The organism is Flavobacterium yafengii (assembly GCF_030010375.1).
Classification (GTDB): domain Bacteria; phylum Bacteroidota; class Bacteroidia; order Flavobacteriales; family Flavobacteriaceae; genus Flavobacterium; species Flavobacterium yafengii.
Genome location: NZ_JASCRY010000002.1, coordinates 624,697 through 644,668 on the forward strand (window position 1 = coordinate 624,697; position 19,972 = coordinate 644,668).

The following is a 19,972-nucleotide window of genomic DNA, read 5'->3' on the forward strand; positions in this document are numbered from 1 at the left end:
AAAAAATATACATATTTTGAAAATAACTGTAGGATTCAAAACCACAATTTTAGCTCTATTTCTATTTTTCTGCTGGAACACGTTTTCTCAATCCAATCAGAAGTTCACAGTTATTTTAGATGCAGGTCATGGAGGTAAAGATCCCGGAAATTCCTATCATGGTTTTGTTGAAAAAGAGATTGCGCTTAAAACCACTTTAAAGTTAGAAAAATACCTAAAAAAAGACAATAATATTCAAGTTGTTTATACCAGAAAATCAGATGTTTTTATAGAATTAAAGGATAGACCTAAAAAAGCAAATAGTATCGATGCTAATTTATTTGTTTCTATACATTGCAATTCTGTTAATAATCCAGTTCCCTTTGGTACAGAAACTTTTGTAATGGGTTTAGCAAGAAGTAAAGGTAATTTAGAAATTGCTAAACAGGAAAATTCGGTAATATTATTGGAGAAAGATTACAAACAAACTTACAAAGGTTTTGACCCTAAGAATCCTGAAACGTTGATTGGATTAAAAATTCTGCAAGAAGATTATTTAGATCGAAGCATAAATCTAGCTTCAAAAATTGAGAGTAATTTTAAAAATAAATTACATCGAAAATCAAGAGGGATAAAACAGACTCCTTTATGGGTTTTGGATGCGGCTTATATGCCAAGTGTATTAATTGAATTGGGTTTTTTATCCAATAGTGAAGAAGGACATTATTTAAATTCAGAAGAAGGGCAAAATAATATGGCAGAAGCTATTGCATCAGCTATTATTGCTTATAAGAAAGAATATTTTGGAACGCAATCTAATGATGATTATGAAGAGCCTCCGTCCAAAAAAGTAGTCGAAAATGAAAGAAAAGACACTTCAAAGAGCACTACATCTAAACGAGTTACAGAAAAACTAGTTTCTAAAAAGCAAGATCTAAAAACACAAAATTCTGAGGTGGTTTTTAAAGTTCAATTTGCTGCCGGAAATAGAAATATTAAATTGAATCCGTCGAATTTTAAAGGATTAAAAAATGTTTCGATGACAACAAGCAATGGATCTTTATATAAATATGCATATGGCTCAACATCAGACTATAATACTGCAAAAAAGGATTTGAAAGTTGTGAAATCCAAAGGATATACTTCAGCGTATATAATTGCAATTAAAGAAGGAAAGAATATTAGTATTCAAGAAGCGCTTAAATAATTACAACAAGTCAAATATTTTATATTAAATTTGTAAAAAATACTTAAATTTTGAAAATAACACGAGAAATTAAAACTGCTATTTTAGTAATTGCATCTATTTTATTATTTATCTGGGGCTACAGTTTTTTGAAAGGAAGAGACCTTTTTACCAATTACAAAACATTTTATGTAGAATATAAAAGTGTAGAAGGTTTAGCTACATCTGCGCCTGTTACACTAAACGGATTAGTTATTGGTAAAGTCAGCAGCATCACAATTGATGAAAACACAGGTGTATTATTAGTTGAATTACAATTAAAAACTGATTTTCCAATTTCTAAATCGAGTACAGCTTCTATTTATGAGCCAGGATTTATCGGAGGAAAACAAATTGCAATTATTCCTAATTTTGATGATAAAACCTTAGCTGTTGATGGTCAAAAATTACAAGGCGGAGTAAAATTAGGTCTTACCGATAAAGTTGGAGATCAATTAGCACCACTTCAGGAAAAATTAGAAAAATTATTGGGAAGTACTGAAAAATTAATTTCAGGATTGAATAATGTTTTGGACCCAAAAGGTCAGCAGGATTTAAAACTTACATTGGCGGAATTGAGCAAGACTATCGAACAATTTCATAAAGTTTCTTTAAGCGTTAATACTTTATTAGATGCTAATAAAACTCAAATAAATGGAGTTGTTACTAATTTTAATAAAATATCCGGAAATTTTTCTAAAATATCTGATTCCTTGAATAAAGCTGATTTAGGCAAAACGGTAAAAAATCTAAATGCAACTTTATCTAGAGTCGACGGTATTATGAGCGGTTTGGAATCTGGGAAAGGTTCTATGGGTAAACTATTGAACGATGAAGCTTTCTACCAAAACATTAAAAGTTCCACAAAAGAATTAGAGTTATTATTGCAAGATGTTAGACTTTACCCAACTAGATATGTAAATATTTCTTTGTTTGGAAAGAAAAACAAGCCTTATGTTGCTCCAGTAAACGATTCTATACCTAATGTAAAAAATTAGCAATTATGAGCTATTTAGACAATATTTTATTTGCCATTCTATTGGTAATTGGTTTTGGATATTTTTTCAACAGTGTTAAAAAAATTAGAAGAAATATTAATCTTGGAACCGATGTAAATCGTTCAGATAATCCCAAAGCACGATGGACTAATATGGCCATGATTGCTCTTGGTCAATCTAAAATGGTGAAAAGACCTATTGCTGGAGTATTGCATATTGTTGTCTATATAGGTTTTGTAATTATAAACATAGAATTATTAGAAATTATTATTGACGGACTTTTTGGGACGCATCGTGTTTTTGCTTTTTTAGGAACTACTTACGATGTACTGATTGCTTCTTTCGAAATTTTGGCTCTTTTAGTTTTAGTTGCGGTTGCTTCTTTTTGGATAAGAAGAAATATCATCAAACTAAAGCGATTTGCTAATCCTGATTTGAACGGAGCACCTAAAAACGATGCTAATTATATCTTGTATTTTGAGGTAGTTTTAATGACATTGTTTTTATTGATGAATGCTTCTGATTTGCATTTACAGCATGTGCCTGGAGGTTTTTCCCATTTTATTAAAGCAGGTTCATTTCCAATAAGCCAATTTATTGAGCCATTATTCAATGGAATGTCAAATGAATTAGTGATGCTTCTTTCCGAAATATTCTGGTGGTTGCATATTACCGGTATTCTGATTTTCATGAACTATCTTTATTTTTCTAAACATTTACATATTCTGTTAGCATTTCCAAATACGTATTTTGCGAATCTAAATCCTCAAGGACAATTTGATAATTTAGAATCTGTTACTAAGGAAGTAAAACTAATGATGGATCCTAATGCAGATCCTTTTGCAGCAGCTCCAGTGGATGAAAATGCAGTTCCAAGTAAATTTGGTGCCAGTGACGTTCAGGATTTAAATTGGGTTCAGTTATTGAATGCTTATACCTGTACAGAATGTGGTCGTTGTACTTCATCTTGTCCTGCGAATATAACAGGGAAAAAATTGTCTCCACGTAAAATCATGATGGATACAAGAGATCGATTGGAAGAAGTAGGAAGAAATATTGATGCCAATAAAGGTATTTTTATTCCAGATAATAAAACATTATTGAACGATTATATCACTCCCGAAGAACTTTGGGCTTGCACATCATGTAATGCTTGCGTAGAGGAATGTCCTGTAAATATTAGTCCGCTTTCAATTATCATGGATATGAGACGCTATTTAGTAATGGAGCAGAGTGCTGCGCCAATGCCAATTAATGCCATGATGACTAATATAGAGAATAACGGTGCGCCATGGCAATACAATCAGCAAGATCGATTGAATTGGAAAAACGAGTAGACGTTAAATCGTTTAATTGGTTATTTGTTTAACGAATAACCGATTTATAAATTAAGAATTTGTGATTAAGCAAATAACCGAATCAACAAAATAGTATGTCAGAGAATTTAATAGTGCCAACTATGGCCGAAATGTTAGCTCAAGGGAAACAACCAGAAGTTTTATTTTGGGTAGGTTGTGCTGGAAGTTTTGATGATAGAGCAAAGAAAATAACGAAGGCATTTGTTCGAATTTTAAATCGTGCCAATGTTCCTTTTGCCGTTTTGGGTACTGAAGAAAGTTGTACCGGTGACCCTGCAAAAAGAGCCGGAAATGAGTTTTTGTTTCAGATGCAAGCCATGATGAATATCGAGGTTTTGAATGCATACGAAGCAAAAAAAATTGTTACTGCTTGTCCACATTGTTTCAATACACTAAAAAATGAATATCCTGAATTAGGCGGAAAATATGAAGTTGTTCACCATACGGAGTTTCTAAAATCATTGTTAGATGACGGAAGATTAACTATTGAAGGAGGTCAATTCAAAGGAAAACGAATTACTTTTCATGATCCTTGCTATTTAGGAAGAGCTAATAATGTGTATGAAGCGCCAAGAGATTTAATTCTTAAATTGGATGCTGAATTAGTAGAAATGAAGCGTTCTAAAGCCAACGGTTTATGTTGTGGTGCCGGTGGTGCCCAGATGTTTAAAGATGCTGAACCTGGAAATAAGGAAGTCAACGTTGAAAGAACCGAAGATGCATTAGAAACTAAACCAGAAATTATTGCTGCGGGTTGTCCTTTTTGCAATACCATGATGACTGATGGAATTAAAAACAAAGAAAAGGAAGGGGAGGTAAAAGTTATGGATATTGCTGAATTAATTGCTAATGCACAAGATTTATAACTATGAAAAAACTATTTTTTATTCTAATTGTACTTTGTAATTCACTATCATATTCTCAGGATGTTTATGATGTTATCGGAAAAGAAACATGTGAATGTTTAAATGCAAAAAAGATAGATTATTCTAAGATGAATAAAAAGGAAATGCAAACTCAAGTTGGAGTCTGCATGATACAAAGTTATTCTTCTCATCTTTCAGAGTTTAAACCTGAAGATAAAATAAGTTTTGATGATGAAGAAGGAATGCGAAACTTAGGAGAAAAAGTAGCAATGAAAATGATGGTTAGTTGCCCCGAAATTATTTTGGAAATGGGCAAAAGATCTATTGATGAAGATGATTCTGCAGAGGTAGTAAAAGAAAGTGCTTTTATTGAAGGTGAAGTAACCGAAATTAAAACAGAGCAGTTTATCACACTTCAGGTAAAAGATAAAAATGGAAGAAATTTTAGTTTTCTTTTATTAGATTATTTCGAAACTGCTTCTTTGATAACAAATAGTGAGATTAATAAAAAAGATAATATAAAAGTAAGTTATACTGAAATTGAACTTTTTGATCCAAAAAATAAAGAATTTAGATATTTTAAAATTATAACTGATTTAGAAAAAAAGTAACTTTTTAATTCTCTAAAATCTAGAAAAAAAAATAACATTATGTACGTTCCATTTGAAAATTTACCCGAAGAATCTAAAATCTGGATTTATCAATCAAACAGAAAATTTTCGGATGCCGAGTTTTCTGAAATAGAAACAGCCTTGCAATCCTTTCTAGAAGGTTGGGCTGCGCATGGTACCAGTTTAGAATCATCGTATCAATTAAAATACAACCGATTTATAATTATTGCCGTAAATCAGGATGTACAAGCAGCAACAGGTTGTTCTATCGATTCTTCCGTGGAATTTATTCAAAGTTTAGAACAAAAATATACGGTTGATTTATTGGATAAAATGAATGTTACTTTCAAACTTGGAGAGCATATTGCGCACAAGCCTTTGATTGATTTCAAGAAAATGGTAAAAGATAAAGCTGTTACTGAAAATACTATAGTTTTCAATAATTTAGTTAATAATATAGAAGAATATAATGAATCTTGGGAAGTTCCTGCCATCGATAGCTGGCATAGTCGCTTTTTTTAAACAAAATAGTTCAATGAGAAAAATAGGCATCAAAATTGTTTTATTTTATGTCTTAATTTTCTTTGTAGCTTCAAGTTGTGTTGGGACAAAAATTAATAAGAATAAAGTAATTATAACCAACGTTCCGTCCAAAATAGAAAATTTGGACAGTATTAAATCGAGTAATATCCCCACACTTTTTGAATTATCTCCTCAAGGAAATAAATGGGTTGATAGTGTTTACAATGCTATGACTTTAGAGGAAAAATTTGGGCAATTATTTATGGTTGCCGCTTATTCTAATAAAGATACTGTACACTTTAACGCTATTGATAAACTGATTCAGGAAAATAAAATAGGCGGATTAATTTTCTTTCAAGGAGGTCCCGTTCGTCAAGCTAAATTAACCAACCGCTTTCAATCGAGGTCAAAAATCCCTTTGTTTATTGGGAGTGATGCTGAATGGGGATTGGGTATGCGATTGGATTCTACCTATCGTTATCCTTGGAATATGACACTTGGAGCCATTCAAGACATGAAATTATTGGAGAAAGTTGGTGCTCAAATGGGAAAACAAAGCAAACGATTGGGCTTGCAATTTAACTTTGCTCCAGTTCTTGATATCAATACAAATCCCAGAAATCCCATTATAGGTTTTCGCTCTTTTGGCGAAGATAAATTCAAAGTTACTGAACGCGCCATTGCTTTAATGAAAGGTGTTCAGAGTCAAGGAATTTTTTCTACCGGAAAGCATTTTCCAGGTCATGGCGATACTGAAACAGATTCTCATAAAGGTTTACCAACTATTAATTTTTCTAAAGAAAGATTATCGGACGTTGAGTTTTATCCCTATAAAAAAATGTTTCATGAAGGACTTTCTTCTGTTATGGTGGCGCATTTAAATGTTCCCAGTTTAGAATCAAGACCTAATTATCCTTCTTCGATTTCTTACAATGTGGTAACTGATATTCTTCAAAAAGAATTAGGATTTAAAGGGCTTATTTTTACCGATGCTTTGAATATGAAAAGCGTAAGTAACTTTAGATTACCAAGCGAAATTAATTTTGAAGCTTTTATGGCTGGAAATGATGTGTTGTTATTTCCTGAAGATGTTCCCGCTGCTATTGAGAAATTTAAGCTTGCGTATTCTCTAAATTTATTTACTGATGAACGATTGGCTTTTTCTGTAAAGAAAATTCTAAAGTTCAAGTACAAAGCAGGTTTGAATAGTTACAAACCGATTGTAACGGAAAATTTATATAACGATTTAAATGCATCTGAAAATGATGCTTTACAATATGAGTTGTATGAAAATGCAATTACTGTTTTAAAAAATACAGCTGCTGTTTTACCAATTAAAAACTTGGACAAACAAAAAATAGCTTACGTAAAAATAGGAGATGACAGTAATGATGCTTTTGTTTTGACTTTGAAAAAATACGCTGAAATAACTGTAATTGATGATGCTAATCTGGACAGTTTGCAAGTAAAATTGCAACCATTTACAACTGTTATTATTGGATATCACAAATCAGATGTAGCTTTTAGAAACGATGATTTAAAATCTAATGAATTGTTTAAAATCAATTTTTTAGCCAAAAACAACAATGTAATTCTGGATGTTTTTGCAAAACCATACTCGTTATTACCAATTACAAATTTTGATGATTTCGAAGGATTAGTCGTTTCTTATCAAAATAGTACTATTGCACAAATAGTTTCTGCAGAACTAATTTTTGGAGCTATTGAAGCCAAAGGAAAATTACCGGTTTCTATTAATACAAGCTTTAAAGTAAATGATGGTTTAGCAACTGAAAAGTTAAATCGTTTGGGATTTACTACTCCTGAAAATGTGGGAATGAATGCTGAAATTTTATCCAAAATTGATGCCATTGCCAATAAAGCGATTAATGGCAAAATGACACCCGGAATTCAGGTTTTAGTAGCCAGAAAAGGAAAAGTTATTTATCAAAAATCATTCGGACATCATACCTATGATAAAACGATTAAAGTTCAAGATTCAGATATTTATGATGTTGCTTCGTTGACAAAAATTCTGGCTACGTTGCCCAATGTAATGTTGCTATACGATCAGCAAAAGATAAATCTGGAAACTACATTAGGAACAATGTCTCCCATTTTTAATGATTCCAATAAAGCGAATATTAATTTTAAGGATTTATTGTCTCATTACGCAGGACTTGCCGCAGGAATTCCATTTTATAAAGCAACAATGGATAAATCTAAATTTCCTTCGGAAGTTTATTTTAGAAAAACATCCGATGAGCAGTTTTCTAAACGAATGACAGACAGTCTTTTTATAAGAAATGATTTTAGTGACACCATTATGAAAATGATTGTTAAGAGTAAGCTCTCATTGAAAAAAGAATACAAGTACAGCGATCTTACTTTTATGATTTTGAAGGATTATTTAGAAAAAACAACGGGTAAAACACTAGATGTTTTGATTCAAGAGAATTTTTATCGTTCACTTGGAATGAATAATTCCAGTTTTAATCCATTGGCTAAGTTTGATAAAAACAGAATTCCACCAACAGAAACAGATACGTATTTCCGTCATCAGCTTTTACAAGGATATGTCAACGATTTATCAGCAGCTTTAGAAGGCGGAGTTTCGGGTCACGCAGGTGTTTTTTCGAATGCCATGGATGTGGCTAAAATAATGGAGCTTTATCTGCAAAAAGGAAATTATGGCAATCAGCAGTATTTTTCTGAAAAGACATTTGAAGATTTTAATACGTGTTATTTTTGTGCGGCAGGAAATAGGAGAGGTGTTGGTTTTGATAAACCACAATTGGGTGCTGAAGGACCTACGTGCGGTTGTGCTTCGATGACCAGTTTTGGTCATACCGGTTATACAGGAACAATGGCTTGGGCAGATCCTGAAACGCAAATTGTATATGTATTTTTATCCAATAGAACTTTTCCAATAGCTGGCGAAAATAGATTATCCAAAGAAAATATTCGGGAAGATATCCAAAAGGTGATTTATGAAGCGATTATAAACTAAGCTAACTTTGACGGAATAATAAAATAGTCCAAATGAAATTATAGGTAATTTCATTTGGACTATTTCTGTTAAAATGATTTTATAAGAAGTATTTAGTTACAAATTTTACCTTGTATTATAGTATATTTGAGATAAAAAGAGCTTAATGAGAAATAAGAATACCGTTTTTACAAGAATCAATTTAATTGTATTGCTTTTTTGCATGACTTTTGTAAATGCTCAAAATAGTGACATAAATATTCTACGTGATATCAATATTAATAGAAATAAGAATTTAGATCCTACTTTTAAATTAGTAACGAATAGTGCTGTTCCAATCAGTGTTGCAACTCCCATTATTATATATTCGGTTGCTTTAATAAAGAAAGATAGTACTATCAAGAAACAGGCAATTTTTATAGGAGAAGTATTCTTAGTAAATGCATTTATTACCACAGCATTGAAACATACTATAAAAAGGGACAGACCATTTGAAACCTACCCGGATATTGATCAAGCAGCTTCGTCTTTAGGGAAATCATTTCCTTCAGGACATACTTCTTTAGCTTTTGCAACAGCAACATCTCTGAGTATGGCTTATCCCAAATGGTATGTTATTACACCGTCTTTTGTGTGGGCAGGCGCAGTGGGATATTCTCGAATGCATTTAGGAGTTCATTATCCAACTGATGTATTTGCAGGGGCAATTATTGGCAGCGGTTCGGCTTATCTTAGCTATAAAGTGAATAAATGGATTAATAAAAAAAGTTCTAAAAAGGACAAGTAACGCTTGAAGCACTGTAATTAACGTTTGAAAAGGATAAAGAATTCAAGTCTAAATCATTTAATTGGAAACAAATAATTGTCGGGCTATTATTAGCGGTAATTTTATGTGCTATATCAAAAGATAAAACACTAAATTCAACTAAATTTACAGTAATAGAAGCACTTTTGATTATTAGTATCTTCTTTTTCTTAAAAATAAATTAGTTAAAATGACACACAAACATGATATGGATGATGAACAATCTTGCTGTGCTTTAGAAGAAAAAAAAGCCAATAAAGCAAACCAAGATGCTGGATGTTGTACTTCTCACAGTGAATCAGAAAATCATGATGAGGAAGATCACAATCATTCTAACGGAAGCGAAAGTACTTTCAGAATGTTTTTACCTTCCATAATTAGTTTTATAGGATTGCTAATTGCTTTACTATTTGATAATTACTTTCCTCAATATTGGTTTAATGGTTGGATTCGAATCGTTTGGTATGTTTTAGCGTATATTCCGGTAGGTTTTCCAGTTTTGAAAGAAGCTTATGAAAGCATTTGCAACGGAGCTGTTTTTTCTGAATTTTTTTTAATGGGAATTGCCACATTAGGTGCATTTGGAATTGGTCAATATGCCGAAGGTGTTGCGGTAATGCTATTTTATGCCATTGGTGAATTATTCCAGATGCTAGCTGTAAAAAGAGCAAAAACGAATATAAAATCATTACTAGATCAAAGACCGGATGTAGCGAATGTTCTTGATGGGGTTAATATTGTTTCCAAAAAAGCTTCGGAAGTAACTATTGGAGAAATCATCGAATTGAAACCAGGTGAGAAATTAGCATTAGATGGAAAACTACTTTCTGATCACGCCACTTTCAATACTGCAGCATTAACAGGCGAAAGTAAACCTGATACCAAATCAAAAGGAGAAATAATTCTTGCAGGAATGATTAATCTTAATACGATTTCTCAGGTTGAAGTTACTACAGCATTTACGGATAGTAAATTATCGAAAATTCTAGAAATGGTTCAAGAAGCTACTGCAAAAAAAGCTCCAACAGAATTGTTTATTCGGAAATTTGCTAAAATTTATACACCGATTGTGGTTTATCTCGCAATAGCAATTTGTGTGCTACCAATGGTATTTATAGACAATTATATTTTTAAGGATTGGTTGTACAGAGCATTGGTTTTCTTGGTAATTTCTTGTCCTTGCGCATTGGTAATTTCTATTCCGTTAGGTTATTTTGGGGGAATTGGCGCTGCAAGTAAAAACGGAATTTTATTCAAAGGGTCTACTTTTCTGGATATAATAGCATCGGTCAAAGTAGTCGTTTTTGATAAAACAGGAACATTGACTAAAGGGGTTTTCAAAGTTCAAAAAGTAGTAGCTGTTGGGATTTCAGAAGCAGATTTGATCAACTATACAGCCGCAATTGAAACTAAATCTACACATCCAGTGGGTTCAGCAATTATTGAATTTGCCAAAGAGTATAAAAAAGATACAAGTGTAACTGAAGTAACGGAAATAGCTGGTTTAGGATTGAAAGGATTTGTGGATGGAAATGAGATTTTGGTGGGAAATGCTAAGTTGATGAAAAATTACAATATCGCTTATGATGCTGAAATAGATACTATTCCATTTACAATTATAGTTGTTGCTGTCAATCAAAAATATGCAGGTTATTTTATTATTGCTGATGAAGTTAAAGAAGATGCAAAAGAGGCAATTCAGAGTTTACACAAATTAGATGTCGGAACCATTATGCTTTCTGGCGATAATCAATCAATAGTTTCTGTTGTTGCCAAAGAGTTGAATATTAATCAGGCTTTTGGAAATTTATTGCCTGAAAATAAAGTTGAAAAATTAGAGGCTTTATTGAAGCAAAATTTAAGTGTTGCATTTGTTGGAGACGGAGTAAATGATGCTCCAGTAATTGCTTTGGCAAATGTTGGAATCGCAATGGGAGGTTTAGGAAGTGATGCAACTATTGAAACTGCCGATGTTGTCATTCAAAATGATCAACCTACAAAGATTTATACAGCAATTAATATTGGAAAAAAGACAAAACAAATCGTTTGGCAAAACATTTTTTTAGCCTTTACCGTTAAATTGATTGTTTTGGTACTGGGAGCAGGAGGACTAGCTACGATGTGGGAAGCTGTTTTTGCTGATGTTGGCGTCGCTTTGTTAGCTATTTTAAATGCCGTAAGGATACAACGTATTAAGTTTTAGACTTGAAAGGATTTAACTTAAATTTCCATAAAACACATTCCTATTTTTATTAATTTCGTTTCATTAAAATACATAGATGAAAATTGCAATAGTTTGTTATCCTACCTTTGGAGGAAGTGGTGTTGTCGCTACAGAATTAGGTCTTGAATTGGCAAGACGTGGTCACGAAATCCATTTTATAACGTACAGTCAGCCTGTACGTTTGGCTCTTTTAAACCCAAATGTGCATTACCACGAAGTGAATGTTCCTGAATATCCGTTATTTCATTATCAACCTTACGAATTGGCTTTGTCAAGTAAATTAGTTGACATGGTAAAGCTATATAAAATCGAATTATTGCACGTGCATTATGCAATTCCTCATGCTTATGCGGGTTATATGGCTAAACAAATGCTGAAAGATGAGGGAATTAATATCCCAATGGTGACTACACTTCACGGAACTGATATTACATTAGTTGGAAATCATCCATTTTATAAACCAGCTGTAACTTTCAGCATCAATAAATCGGATTTTGTTACTTCGGTTTCACAAAGCTTGAAAGATGATACTCATAAATTATTTAATATAAAAAATGAAATTGAGGTTATTCCTAATTTTATAGAATTAGATAAAAACCTGAATGATCCAAGCACTCCTTGTAATCGCTCCGTAATGGCTAATAAAAATGAAAGAATCATTACGCATATCAGTAATTTTAGAAAAGTAAAACGAATTCCGGACATAATTAAAATTTTCTATAATATTCAAAAAGAAATTCCTGCTAAATTGATGATGGTAGGAGATGGTCCTGAAAAAGAAAAAGCAGAATATCTATGTCAGGAATTAGGAATTCAGGATAAAATCATCTTTTTTGGAAACAGTAATGAGATTGATAAAATTTTGAGTTATACTGATTTATTCTTGTTGCCATCAGAAACAGAAAGTTTTGGACTTGCGGCTCTCGAAGCTATGGCTTGGAGTGTCCCCGTAATTTCAAGTAATTCAGGAGGTTTGCCAGAAGTAAATTTTGATGGTATTTCCGGATATTTAAGTGATGTGGGGAATACGGATGAAATGGCACAAAATGCTTTGAAAATTTTAAAAGACGATGCTACTCTTTATAAATTTAAAGAAAATGCGCTGTCAGTTGCAAAACAATTTGACATCAAAAACATCTTGCCACTTTATGAAGCATTATATAAAAAAGCCATAAAAAAATACGCATAGATTTTACATTTTTCTATTATAGAATGTAGTAAGACTTTCGAATTTAATCTATTAATCAATAAAATCCTGCAATGAAAAAAATAGTATTATCATTAGTGGCTTTAGCTTTAGTTTCCTGCGGTGCAACAGCTACAAAAAGTCCCGATAAAAATTCTTTATATGAAGTCTTGACGCAACAGACAAACGGTGGTGCAAGTATTCGTTTTTTTGAGATTCTTTCTGAGCCAAATGAAATTGCAATGTTGCAGAACGATGAAAATCTAAAAAATAAAATTAGTTCGAATGATATTCAGATTTCTAATTTTATAGTTTTGAATATGGGTGAAAAAACGTCGGGAGGGTATAGTATAGGAATCGATACTGTAGTTGAAACCGATAAAAATATTGTTATCACCATAAAAGAAACTAGTCCAGAACCTGGTAGTATGGTTACACAAGCTTTTACAAATCCTTTTTGTGTAGTCAAAATAAATTCTAAGAAAGAAATTATTTTTAAATAAAAAAACGCCACTATTAATAGTGGCGTTTTTTTAATATGTTTTCTAAAATATTAGAATTGGTATTTAAGAGCTAAAGCTACATCAGAACCGTAATTATTTTCGTAATATCCATTTCCTCCAAACTCAGGTCTGAAATCTAAAGAGATTAACAATGGAATGTCAAAATTGTATTCAATACCGATATCTCCAGCAGCAAATGCAAAAGTTCCATTATTATAATCTCTATTGTCATAATAATCTCTGTTGTAGCTTCCTACACCACCACCAATACCTGCATACCAGTTAAATCCGCCTTCAATGTTCCAAACCCATTGGTATAAAGCAGTTAATTTGATAGCATTGTCATCATAATTATCGTTTTTATAATTATTTCTATTTCTCCAACCTAAATCTAACTCTAAACGATTGTTGTTTGACAATCCTCTTTGATAAGTTATTTCAGTTCCAAAACCACCACTGTCACCAAAACGAAGACCGATAGCATTTTTTGAAACATCTTGTGCTTGTGCTGTAAATGCTAATCCAATTAACATTATTGCCGATAAAATAATTTTTTTCATAAGTAAATTTTTATAGATACAAATGTATGATTTAGTAGGATATGAAGTTTGTAAAATTTTATAGAAAAGTTATATAATTTACGTTTTTTTAGAATTTTGACATCTTGTTTATATTGGCATTACAAAAGGATATTTTGCTTCGAGAAAAGTGCTGAAGCCACTATTTGATTACTTAAAATATCTTCCATTTCAAAAAGATTCTCTTCTTCAACATAGTTTGCTTCAGAATAGCTATATATTTTCCAACGTTTTTTATTGTACTCCAATGCTGTTAAGTTTTCAACCCAATCTCCAGAATTTAAATATAAAGTAGTCCCGTTTTTATTTTCTTTATGAATCATTTTTGGTTCATGAATATGCCCACAAACAACGTAATCATATTTTTTTTCGATGGCTAATTCAGTTGCGGTTTTCTCAAAATCAGAAATGTGTTTTACGGCTTTTTTGACGCTGGCCTTTATTTTTTTAGAAAAGGAATACGGTTCTCTTCCTATTTTGGATAAACACCAATTTACAAATCGGTTTGAAAGTATTAAATAATCATACCCTAAACCGCCAAGTTTGGCAATCCATTTTGAATGTTGTACAGAAGCATCAAAAACATCACCGTGAAATATCCAGGCTTTTTTGTCATCAAGGTCTAATACTAACTTGTCAACTAAAGCGAAATTACCCATATTCATATCACTAAATTTTCGGAGCATTTCATCATGATTTCCTGTGATGTAGTAAACCTTAGTTCCTTTGGAAGCAAAACTTATAATTTTTTGTATGACTTTTAAATGTGCTTTTGGGAAATACGATTTTCGAAACTGCCATACATCTATAATATCACCATTCAAGACTAACGTTTTAGGTTTTATAGAAGATAAATAATTATAAAGTTCTTTAGCATGACTACCAAAAGTTCCAAGGTGCACATCTGAAATGACCACTAACTCAACTTTTCTTTTTTTCAATGTATTTGAATTTGAAGTTTACCAAATTAATAGAATTATTAGCAATAGAAATGGAATTAAAGGTTAAGAAATCTAAGACAAGATTAAATTAATATCAATAAATGTGAAATGTTTCTTAAAACTTTAAACTTTAAACTTTTGAACTTTCAACTAAAATGGTACTTTTGTTCAAAACTAATTATAATGGCAGGAAATAGCTACGGAACACTATTTAGAATAACAACTTTTGGAGAATCACATGGTGAAGCATTAGGTGGTATAATAGATGGTTGCCCTCCTGGAATAACTATAGATCTAGATGCAATTCAATTTGAAATGTCAAGAAGAAAGCCGGGTCAGTCGGCTATAGTTACCCAACGTAAAGAGCCGGATGATGTACAATTTTTATCCGGAATATTTGAAGGTAAAACCACAGGAACTCCAATAGGTTTTATTATTCCCAATACCAATCAAAAATCAGACGATTATTCTCATATAAAAGATAATTACAGACCCAGTCATGCTGATTATGTATATGAAAAAAAATATGGTGTTCGTGATTACCGTGGTGGCGGACGAAGTTCTGCCCGAGAAACTGCCAGTAGAGTAGTGGCTGGAGCAGTTGCAAAACAAATACTGTCAGAAATAAAAATTAATGCTTACGTTTCTTCTGTAGGTCCTATATTTTTAGAAAAACCATACCAAGAATTAGATTTTTCAAAAACCGAAAATAATCCTGTTCGTTGCCCTGATGAAGCATCAGCGGTAATTATGGAGGAATATATTCGTGATATTCGCAAACAAGGTGACACTGTAGGTGGAACTGTAACGTGTGTAATTCAAAATGTGCCTATTGGTTTAGGAGAACCTGTTTTTGATAAACTTCATGCTGAATTAGGAAAAGCAATGCTTTCAATTAATGCAGTAAAAGGATTTGAGTTTGGAAGTGGTTTTGATGGAGCTAGGATGAAAGGAAGCGAGCACAATGATTTATACAATCCAGACGGTACCACTAAGACTAATCTTTCGGGAGGGATTCAAGGCGGAATTAGTAATGGAATGGATATTTATTTCCGTGTGGCTTTCAAGCCTGTTGCTACCATTATGCAAAAACAAGAATCATTGGATAATAAAGGAAATATAACTGAGATGACTGGTAAAGGACGGCATGACCCTTGTGTAGTACCACGTGCAGTGCCTATCGTTGAAGCAATGGCTGCCATTGTACTTGCTGATTTTTATTTGATAAACAAAACCTATTAATATTAATTTTGAAGCTTTCCTGCTTAATAATAATTCTTTCCTTGCTTGGAAACAAATAAGAAAAAAAAATATTGTAAAGAAAATTAACTTAACACTTATAAAAGTGAAGTAACCAGGACAAAGACTAAAACCTAACAATCAATTTAATGAACACCAAAACAACTAAAAAACCATCTTTTTTTTCAGGATTAACGGGACAAATATTAATTGCGATGGTTTTAGGTGCTATTTTAGGCATTATAATTCATAATTCCATTTCCCCAGAAGCAGCTCAAGGCTTTAGTGCAAAAATTAAAATCCTGGCAACAGTTTTTATTCGATTAGTTCAAATGATTATCTCGCCATTAGTTTTTACAACACTTGTTGTAGGAATTGCAAAACTGGGTGATATTAAAGCTGTTGGAAGAATTGGAGGAAAAGCAATGGGTTGGTTTTTTACAGCGTCATTTATCTCCTTATTATTGGGAATGTTTTTTGTAAACATACTTCAACCGGGAGTTGGGCTTAATTTATCAAATGTTGATTTGGCCTCTGTTTCTGAAGTTACTGCAAAAACTCAAAATATATCTTTTGAAAATTTTATCGAGCATATTGTACCCAAAAGTATTTTTGAGGCAATGGCTACTAATGAAATTTTACAAATTGTGATTTTCTCTATTTTCTTTGGTTTGGCTGCGGCTTCCTTAGGAGATTATGTAAAGCCTGTTACAAATGCTTTAGATAAAACGTCTCACATTGTTCTTAAAATGGTAAACTATGTAATGAAGTTTGCTCCAATAGGAGTTTTTGGAGCTATTGCAGGAGTTTTCGCCGTAAGAGATTTTCAGGAATTAGCAATTACATATTTCAAATTCTTTGGATCATTCTTAATTGGAATTTCATCACTTTGGTTGGTATTAATAGTGGTGGGTTATATTTTTCTAAAAAGCAGAATGACTGTTTTACTTAAAAGAATTGTAAGTCCTTTGATTATTGCTTTTGGAACAACCAGTAGCGAAGCAGTCTTTCCAAAATTGACAGAGGAATTAGAACGTTTTGGAGTAAAAGACAGAATCGTTTCTTTCATGTTGCCATTAGGGTATTCATTTAATCTAGACGGAAGTATGATGTACATGACGTTTGCCAGTATTTTTATTGCTCAAGCCTACGGAATCGATTTAGATTTAGGAACACAAATGACCATGCTTTTAGTTTTGATGCTTACCAGCAAAGGAATTGCAGGTGTTCCAAGAGCAAGTTTAGTTGTAGTTGCCGCTACTTGTGGTATGTTTGATATTCCAATTGAAGGAATAGCATTAATTTTACCGATTGATCATTTTTGTGATATGTTTCGTAGTGCAACAAATGTTTTAGGAAATGCTTTGGCGACATCGGTTGTTGGGCAATGGGAAGGTGATGATGAAAATGAAACTGTAGCTTCAGAATAGTATAACGCTACGTTTTTACAGTAATAACATATTTAAAACCTGTTCAATTAGTGGAGCAGGTTTTTTTTTGATTTAAAAATTCAAATTTTTAATTGTTTTTTATTTTAAGAGGGAGCAATGCTGTTTTTTGAAATCTGTCTATTCAATTTTATTTTAATAGATAATATACACTTATTCCTCTTTTTTTTATTAATAAAATGTATATTTGATAAACTTTAATTGTTTATGTATCATTTACGTATTGTTTTATTACTATTGTTTGGATTAAATTATTTTGGGGATAATTCAATTGCACAGACAAGAACATATTCTAAAAAAGAAATCACTAGGCTAACGGATGAGGCTTCCAAATACTTAAAGGAGGCTAATTTTGAAAAATCTTTGGATATTTCTAAATTGGCGCTTCGTTCCTCTATTAATTCTAATGATTTATATTCAACAGCCGTTTCCTATATTACAATTGCTGCAAATTATGCTGAAATGGCTGAATTTGATAAAGCAATATTCTTCTACAATAAAAGTTTGTCCTACGCCACTAAAACCAATAATGACACGTTAAAAAAACGGATAAATAATAATTTAGGCAATATTTATTGTTTTGAAAAAAAGCAATATGAAAAAGGGATAAGTTTTTATGAAAACTCACTTAAGTACAGTCAGAAATTAGCGGATACTAATCAGGTTTTTATGACTAAGCTCAATATTGCTTGGGCTTATTTTGATATTGGTCTTTTTGAGAAAGGTTTTCCAAGTTTAGAATTTATCAACAAATACAATAAAAAACATGGTGATGAATCAACCGCTGTAGCTGTGAACATGTTGAATGGAATGTATTACGGTTACAAAGGAAACGACAGTAAAGCGACATCATCCTTTTTGAATGCCATAAAATTTGGAAATGAAGGGAATGAAAAATCAGATTTATCCTTTTCATATCTTGAATATTCAAAATATTTATTAAAAAAAGGAGATTATAAAAACGCGTATGAAAATCTCGCACGTTACAACATCATTACTGACGAACTATACAACAAGGAAAAAATTAAGAAAGCTAATTTAGCCGGAATTAATTTAGAATTAGATGAATATAAAAGAGAAATTGACAAAATTGAAACGGAGAAAGAAGCTCAACTTCAAAGTTTAAGGAAATCAAAAATCATTGTTCTGCTATTTGGAATAGTTTTTTGCATTTTATTATTATTGCTCTACACATTATTCAAGAATAATAATTTTAAGAAAAAAGCCAATGCGGAGCTTTCTCAAACAAATATAGAATTGCTGATTGCTAAAGAAAAAGCAGAAGAAGCTACCGTATTAAAATCACAATTTGTCTCTACAATCAGCCATGAATTAAGAACTCCTTTATACGGTGTGGTAGGAATTACCAATATGTTGCTTGATGAACATAAAGAATTAGTGAATAGCCCTCATTTAAGTTCTCTTAAATTTTCAGCAAGATATTTACTATCATTAGTGAATGATATTCTGCAAATAAATAAAATTGAAGACAATAGAATTATTCTTGAAAATTTGACTTTTAATATTTCTGATGAAATTAATATGATTAAAAGTTCATTGTCTTTTATAGCAAAAACAAATGACAATCTTGTTCAGGTGGATGTTGATCCTAATATTCCGGAATACTTAATTGGGGATAAGTTAAGGCTTTCTCAAATCATTATGAATTTGGTTAGTAATGCATTGAAATTCACAAAAAAAGGAGAAGTAATCATAAGTGTAAACTTGGTGCGAGTAGAAGGAAAATCTCATTTTCTGGAATTTAAAATCCAAGATAACGGAATAGGAATTCACACTGCTGATCAAGAAAAGATTTTTGATAAATTTGTTCAGGTTGGCAGAAAAGAAACTGATTATCAAGGAACCGGTTTAGGGCTTTCCATTGTAAAACAACTGTTAGGATTATTTAATAGTGATATTTCGCTCGAAAGTGCTGTAGGAAAAGGAACGTCATTCAAATTTGTAATTGCATTTGAATTTAATCCTGAGCGAACAACGGAGATTATCAATAACATCCTAGTAGATATGAGTTCAACCCAAGTAGTTAATGTTTTAGTAGTAGAAGATAATCATATCAATCAAGTTATTACAAGAAAAACTATAGAAAAAAACAACTATAAATGTAGTGTTGTTGACAATGGTTATGCTGCATTGGAAATATTAGAAAAAGAGAATTTTGATGTAATATTGATGGATATAAATATGCCTTTAATTAATGGTTTTGAAACAACCAGAAAGATTCGCCTTAAAGGTATCGATATCCCAATTGTAGCATTAACGGCATTTGATAAAGCCGAAATAACCGAAGAAGCTCTTTCTGCCGGAATCAATGATATCATCATAAAACCTTTTGATTCGATTAAATTATTTGAAATCATCAGTATTCTAATATCAAAACCTAAAAGTATAGCTTGATTCATATTTTATAATCTTGCTTTAAAATTTTTTGATTTGAATAGATTTTTAATAAAATCAAAATCGTTAAACCTTCGAAACCAGT

General features: G+C 31.7%; 16 protein-coding genes. 14 read left to right on the forward strand and 2 right to left on the reverse strand.

The features are described from left to right. Nucleotides 1–16: 16 nt before the first annotated feature. The 11 genes from QLS97_RS10115 to QLS97_RS10165 all read left to right on the forward strand — a co-directional run bounded on the left by QLS97_RS10115 (nt 17) and on the right by QLS97_RS10165 (nt 13,266). Nucleotides 17–1,186: an N-acetylmuramoyl-L-alanine amidase family protein gene (locus tag QLS97_RS10115; RefSeq protein WP_345956946.1), complete on the forward strand. Its 1,170-nt coding sequence runs from the start codon at nt 17–19 to the stop codon at nt 1,184–1,186. Between the two features lie 50 nt (nt 1,187–1,236). Continuing rightward, nucleotides 1,237–2,202, forward strand: a complete 966-nt coding sequence (locus QLS97_RS10120) for an MlaD family protein (RefSeq protein WP_282716411.1) — start codon at nt 1,237–1,239, stop codon at nt 2,200–2,202. Nucleotides 2,203–2,207: 5 nt separating this feature from the next. Beyond that, entirely contained in the window at nt 2,208–3,539 is a 1,332-nt protein-coding gene (locus tag QLS97_RS10125; RefSeq protein WP_282716412.1) for a 4Fe-4S dicluster domain-containing protein, read from the forward strand. Nucleotides 3,540–3,634: 95 nt separating this feature from the next. Further along, complete coding sequence (locus QLS97_RS10130; RefSeq protein WP_196853250.1) at nt 3,635–4,426, forward strand: (Fe-S)-binding protein; 792 nt, start codon at nt 3,635–3,637, stop codon at nt 4,424–4,426. A gap of 2 nt (nt 4,427–4,428) precedes the next feature. Beyond that, entirely contained in the window at nt 4,429–5,037 is a 609-nt protein-coding gene (locus QLS97_RS10135; RefSeq protein WP_282716413.1) for a hypothetical protein, read from the forward strand. Nucleotides 5,038–5,076: 39 nt separating this feature from the next. Further along, nucleotides 5,077–5,559 (forward strand): ABC transporter ATPase, encoded by a 483-nt coding sequence (locus QLS97_RS10140; protein WP_131915911.1) that lies wholly within the window; start codon nt 5,077–5,079, stop codon nt 5,557–5,559. A gap of 13 nt (nt 5,560–5,572) precedes the next feature. Continuing rightward, nucleotides 5,573–8,569 (forward strand): serine hydrolase domain-containing protein, encoded by a 2,997-nt coding sequence (locus QLS97_RS10145; protein ID WP_282716416.1) that lies wholly within the window; start codon nt 5,573–5,575, stop codon nt 8,567–8,569. A 145-nt stretch (nt 8,570–8,714) separates the two neighbouring features. After that, nucleotides 8,715–9,335 carry a phosphatase PAP2 family protein gene (locus QLS97_RS10150; protein WP_282716418.1) on the forward strand — a complete coding sequence of 207 codons (621 nt, stop codon included), beginning with the start codon at nt 8,715–8,717 and terminating at the stop codon, nt 9,333–9,335. A gap of 208 nt (nt 9,336–9,543) precedes the next feature. Continuing rightward, nucleotides 9,544–11,556, forward strand: coding sequence for a heavy metal translocating P-type ATPase (locus QLS97_RS10155; protein WP_282716420.1), 2,013 nt, complete (start codon nt 9,544–9,546; stop codon nt 11,554–11,556). Nucleotides 11,557–11,632: 76 nt separating this feature from the next. Beyond that, nucleotides 11,633–12,766 (forward strand): N-acetyl-alpha-D-glucosaminyl L-malate synthase BshA, encoded by a 1,134-nt coding sequence (gene bshA, locus QLS97_RS10160; protein ID WP_282716422.1) that lies wholly within the window; start codon nt 11,633–11,635, stop codon nt 12,764–12,766. A 71-nt stretch (nt 12,767–12,837) separates the two neighbouring features. After that, a complete protein-coding gene (locus QLS97_RS10165; RefSeq protein WP_282716424.1) occupies nt 12,838–13,266 on the forward strand; it encodes a protease complex subunit PrcB family protein in 429 nt (142 codons plus the stop codon). A 50-nt stretch (nt 13,267–13,316) separates the two neighbouring features. On the opposite strand, the gene QLS97_RS10170 is transcribed toward QLS97_RS10165, so the two are convergent. After that, nucleotides 13,317–13,826, reverse strand: coding sequence for a hypothetical protein (locus QLS97_RS10170; protein ID WP_282716425.1), 510 nt, complete (start codon nt 13,824–13,826; stop codon nt 13,317–13,319). A 119-nt stretch (nt 13,827–13,945) separates the two neighbouring features. After that, nucleotides 13,946–14,785 carry a UDP-2,3-diacylglucosamine diphosphatase gene (locus tag QLS97_RS10175; protein WP_282716427.1) on the reverse strand — a complete coding sequence of 280 codons (840 nt, stop codon included), beginning with the start codon at nt 14,783–14,785 and terminating at the stop codon, nt 13,946–13,948. A 183-nt stretch (nt 14,786–14,968) separates the two neighbouring features. On the opposite strand from QLS97_RS10175, the gene aroC reads away from it, so the two are divergent. The 3 genes from aroC to QLS97_RS10190 all read left to right on the forward strand — a co-directional run bounded on the left by aroC (nt 14,969) and on the right by QLS97_RS10190 (nt 19,887). Beyond that, on the forward strand, nt 14,969–16,027 hold the full coding sequence (aroC, locus tag QLS97_RS10180) for a chorismate synthase (RefSeq protein WP_282716428.1): 1,059 nt from the start codon (nt 14,969–14,971) through the stop codon (nt 16,025–16,027). A gap of 146 nt (nt 16,028–16,173) precedes the next feature. Then, nucleotides 16,174–17,454: a dicarboxylate/amino acid:cation symporter gene (locus QLS97_RS10185; RefSeq protein ID WP_282716430.1), complete on the forward strand. Its 1,281-nt coding sequence runs from the start codon at nt 16,174–16,176 to the stop codon at nt 17,452–17,454. Nucleotides 17,455–17,679: 225 nt separating this feature from the next. Further along, nucleotides 17,680–19,887, forward strand: a complete 2,208-nt coding sequence (locus tag QLS97_RS10190) for a response regulator (RefSeq protein ID WP_282716432.1) — start codon at nt 17,680–17,682, stop codon at nt 19,885–19,887. Nucleotides 19,888–19,972 lie beyond the last annotated feature (85 nt).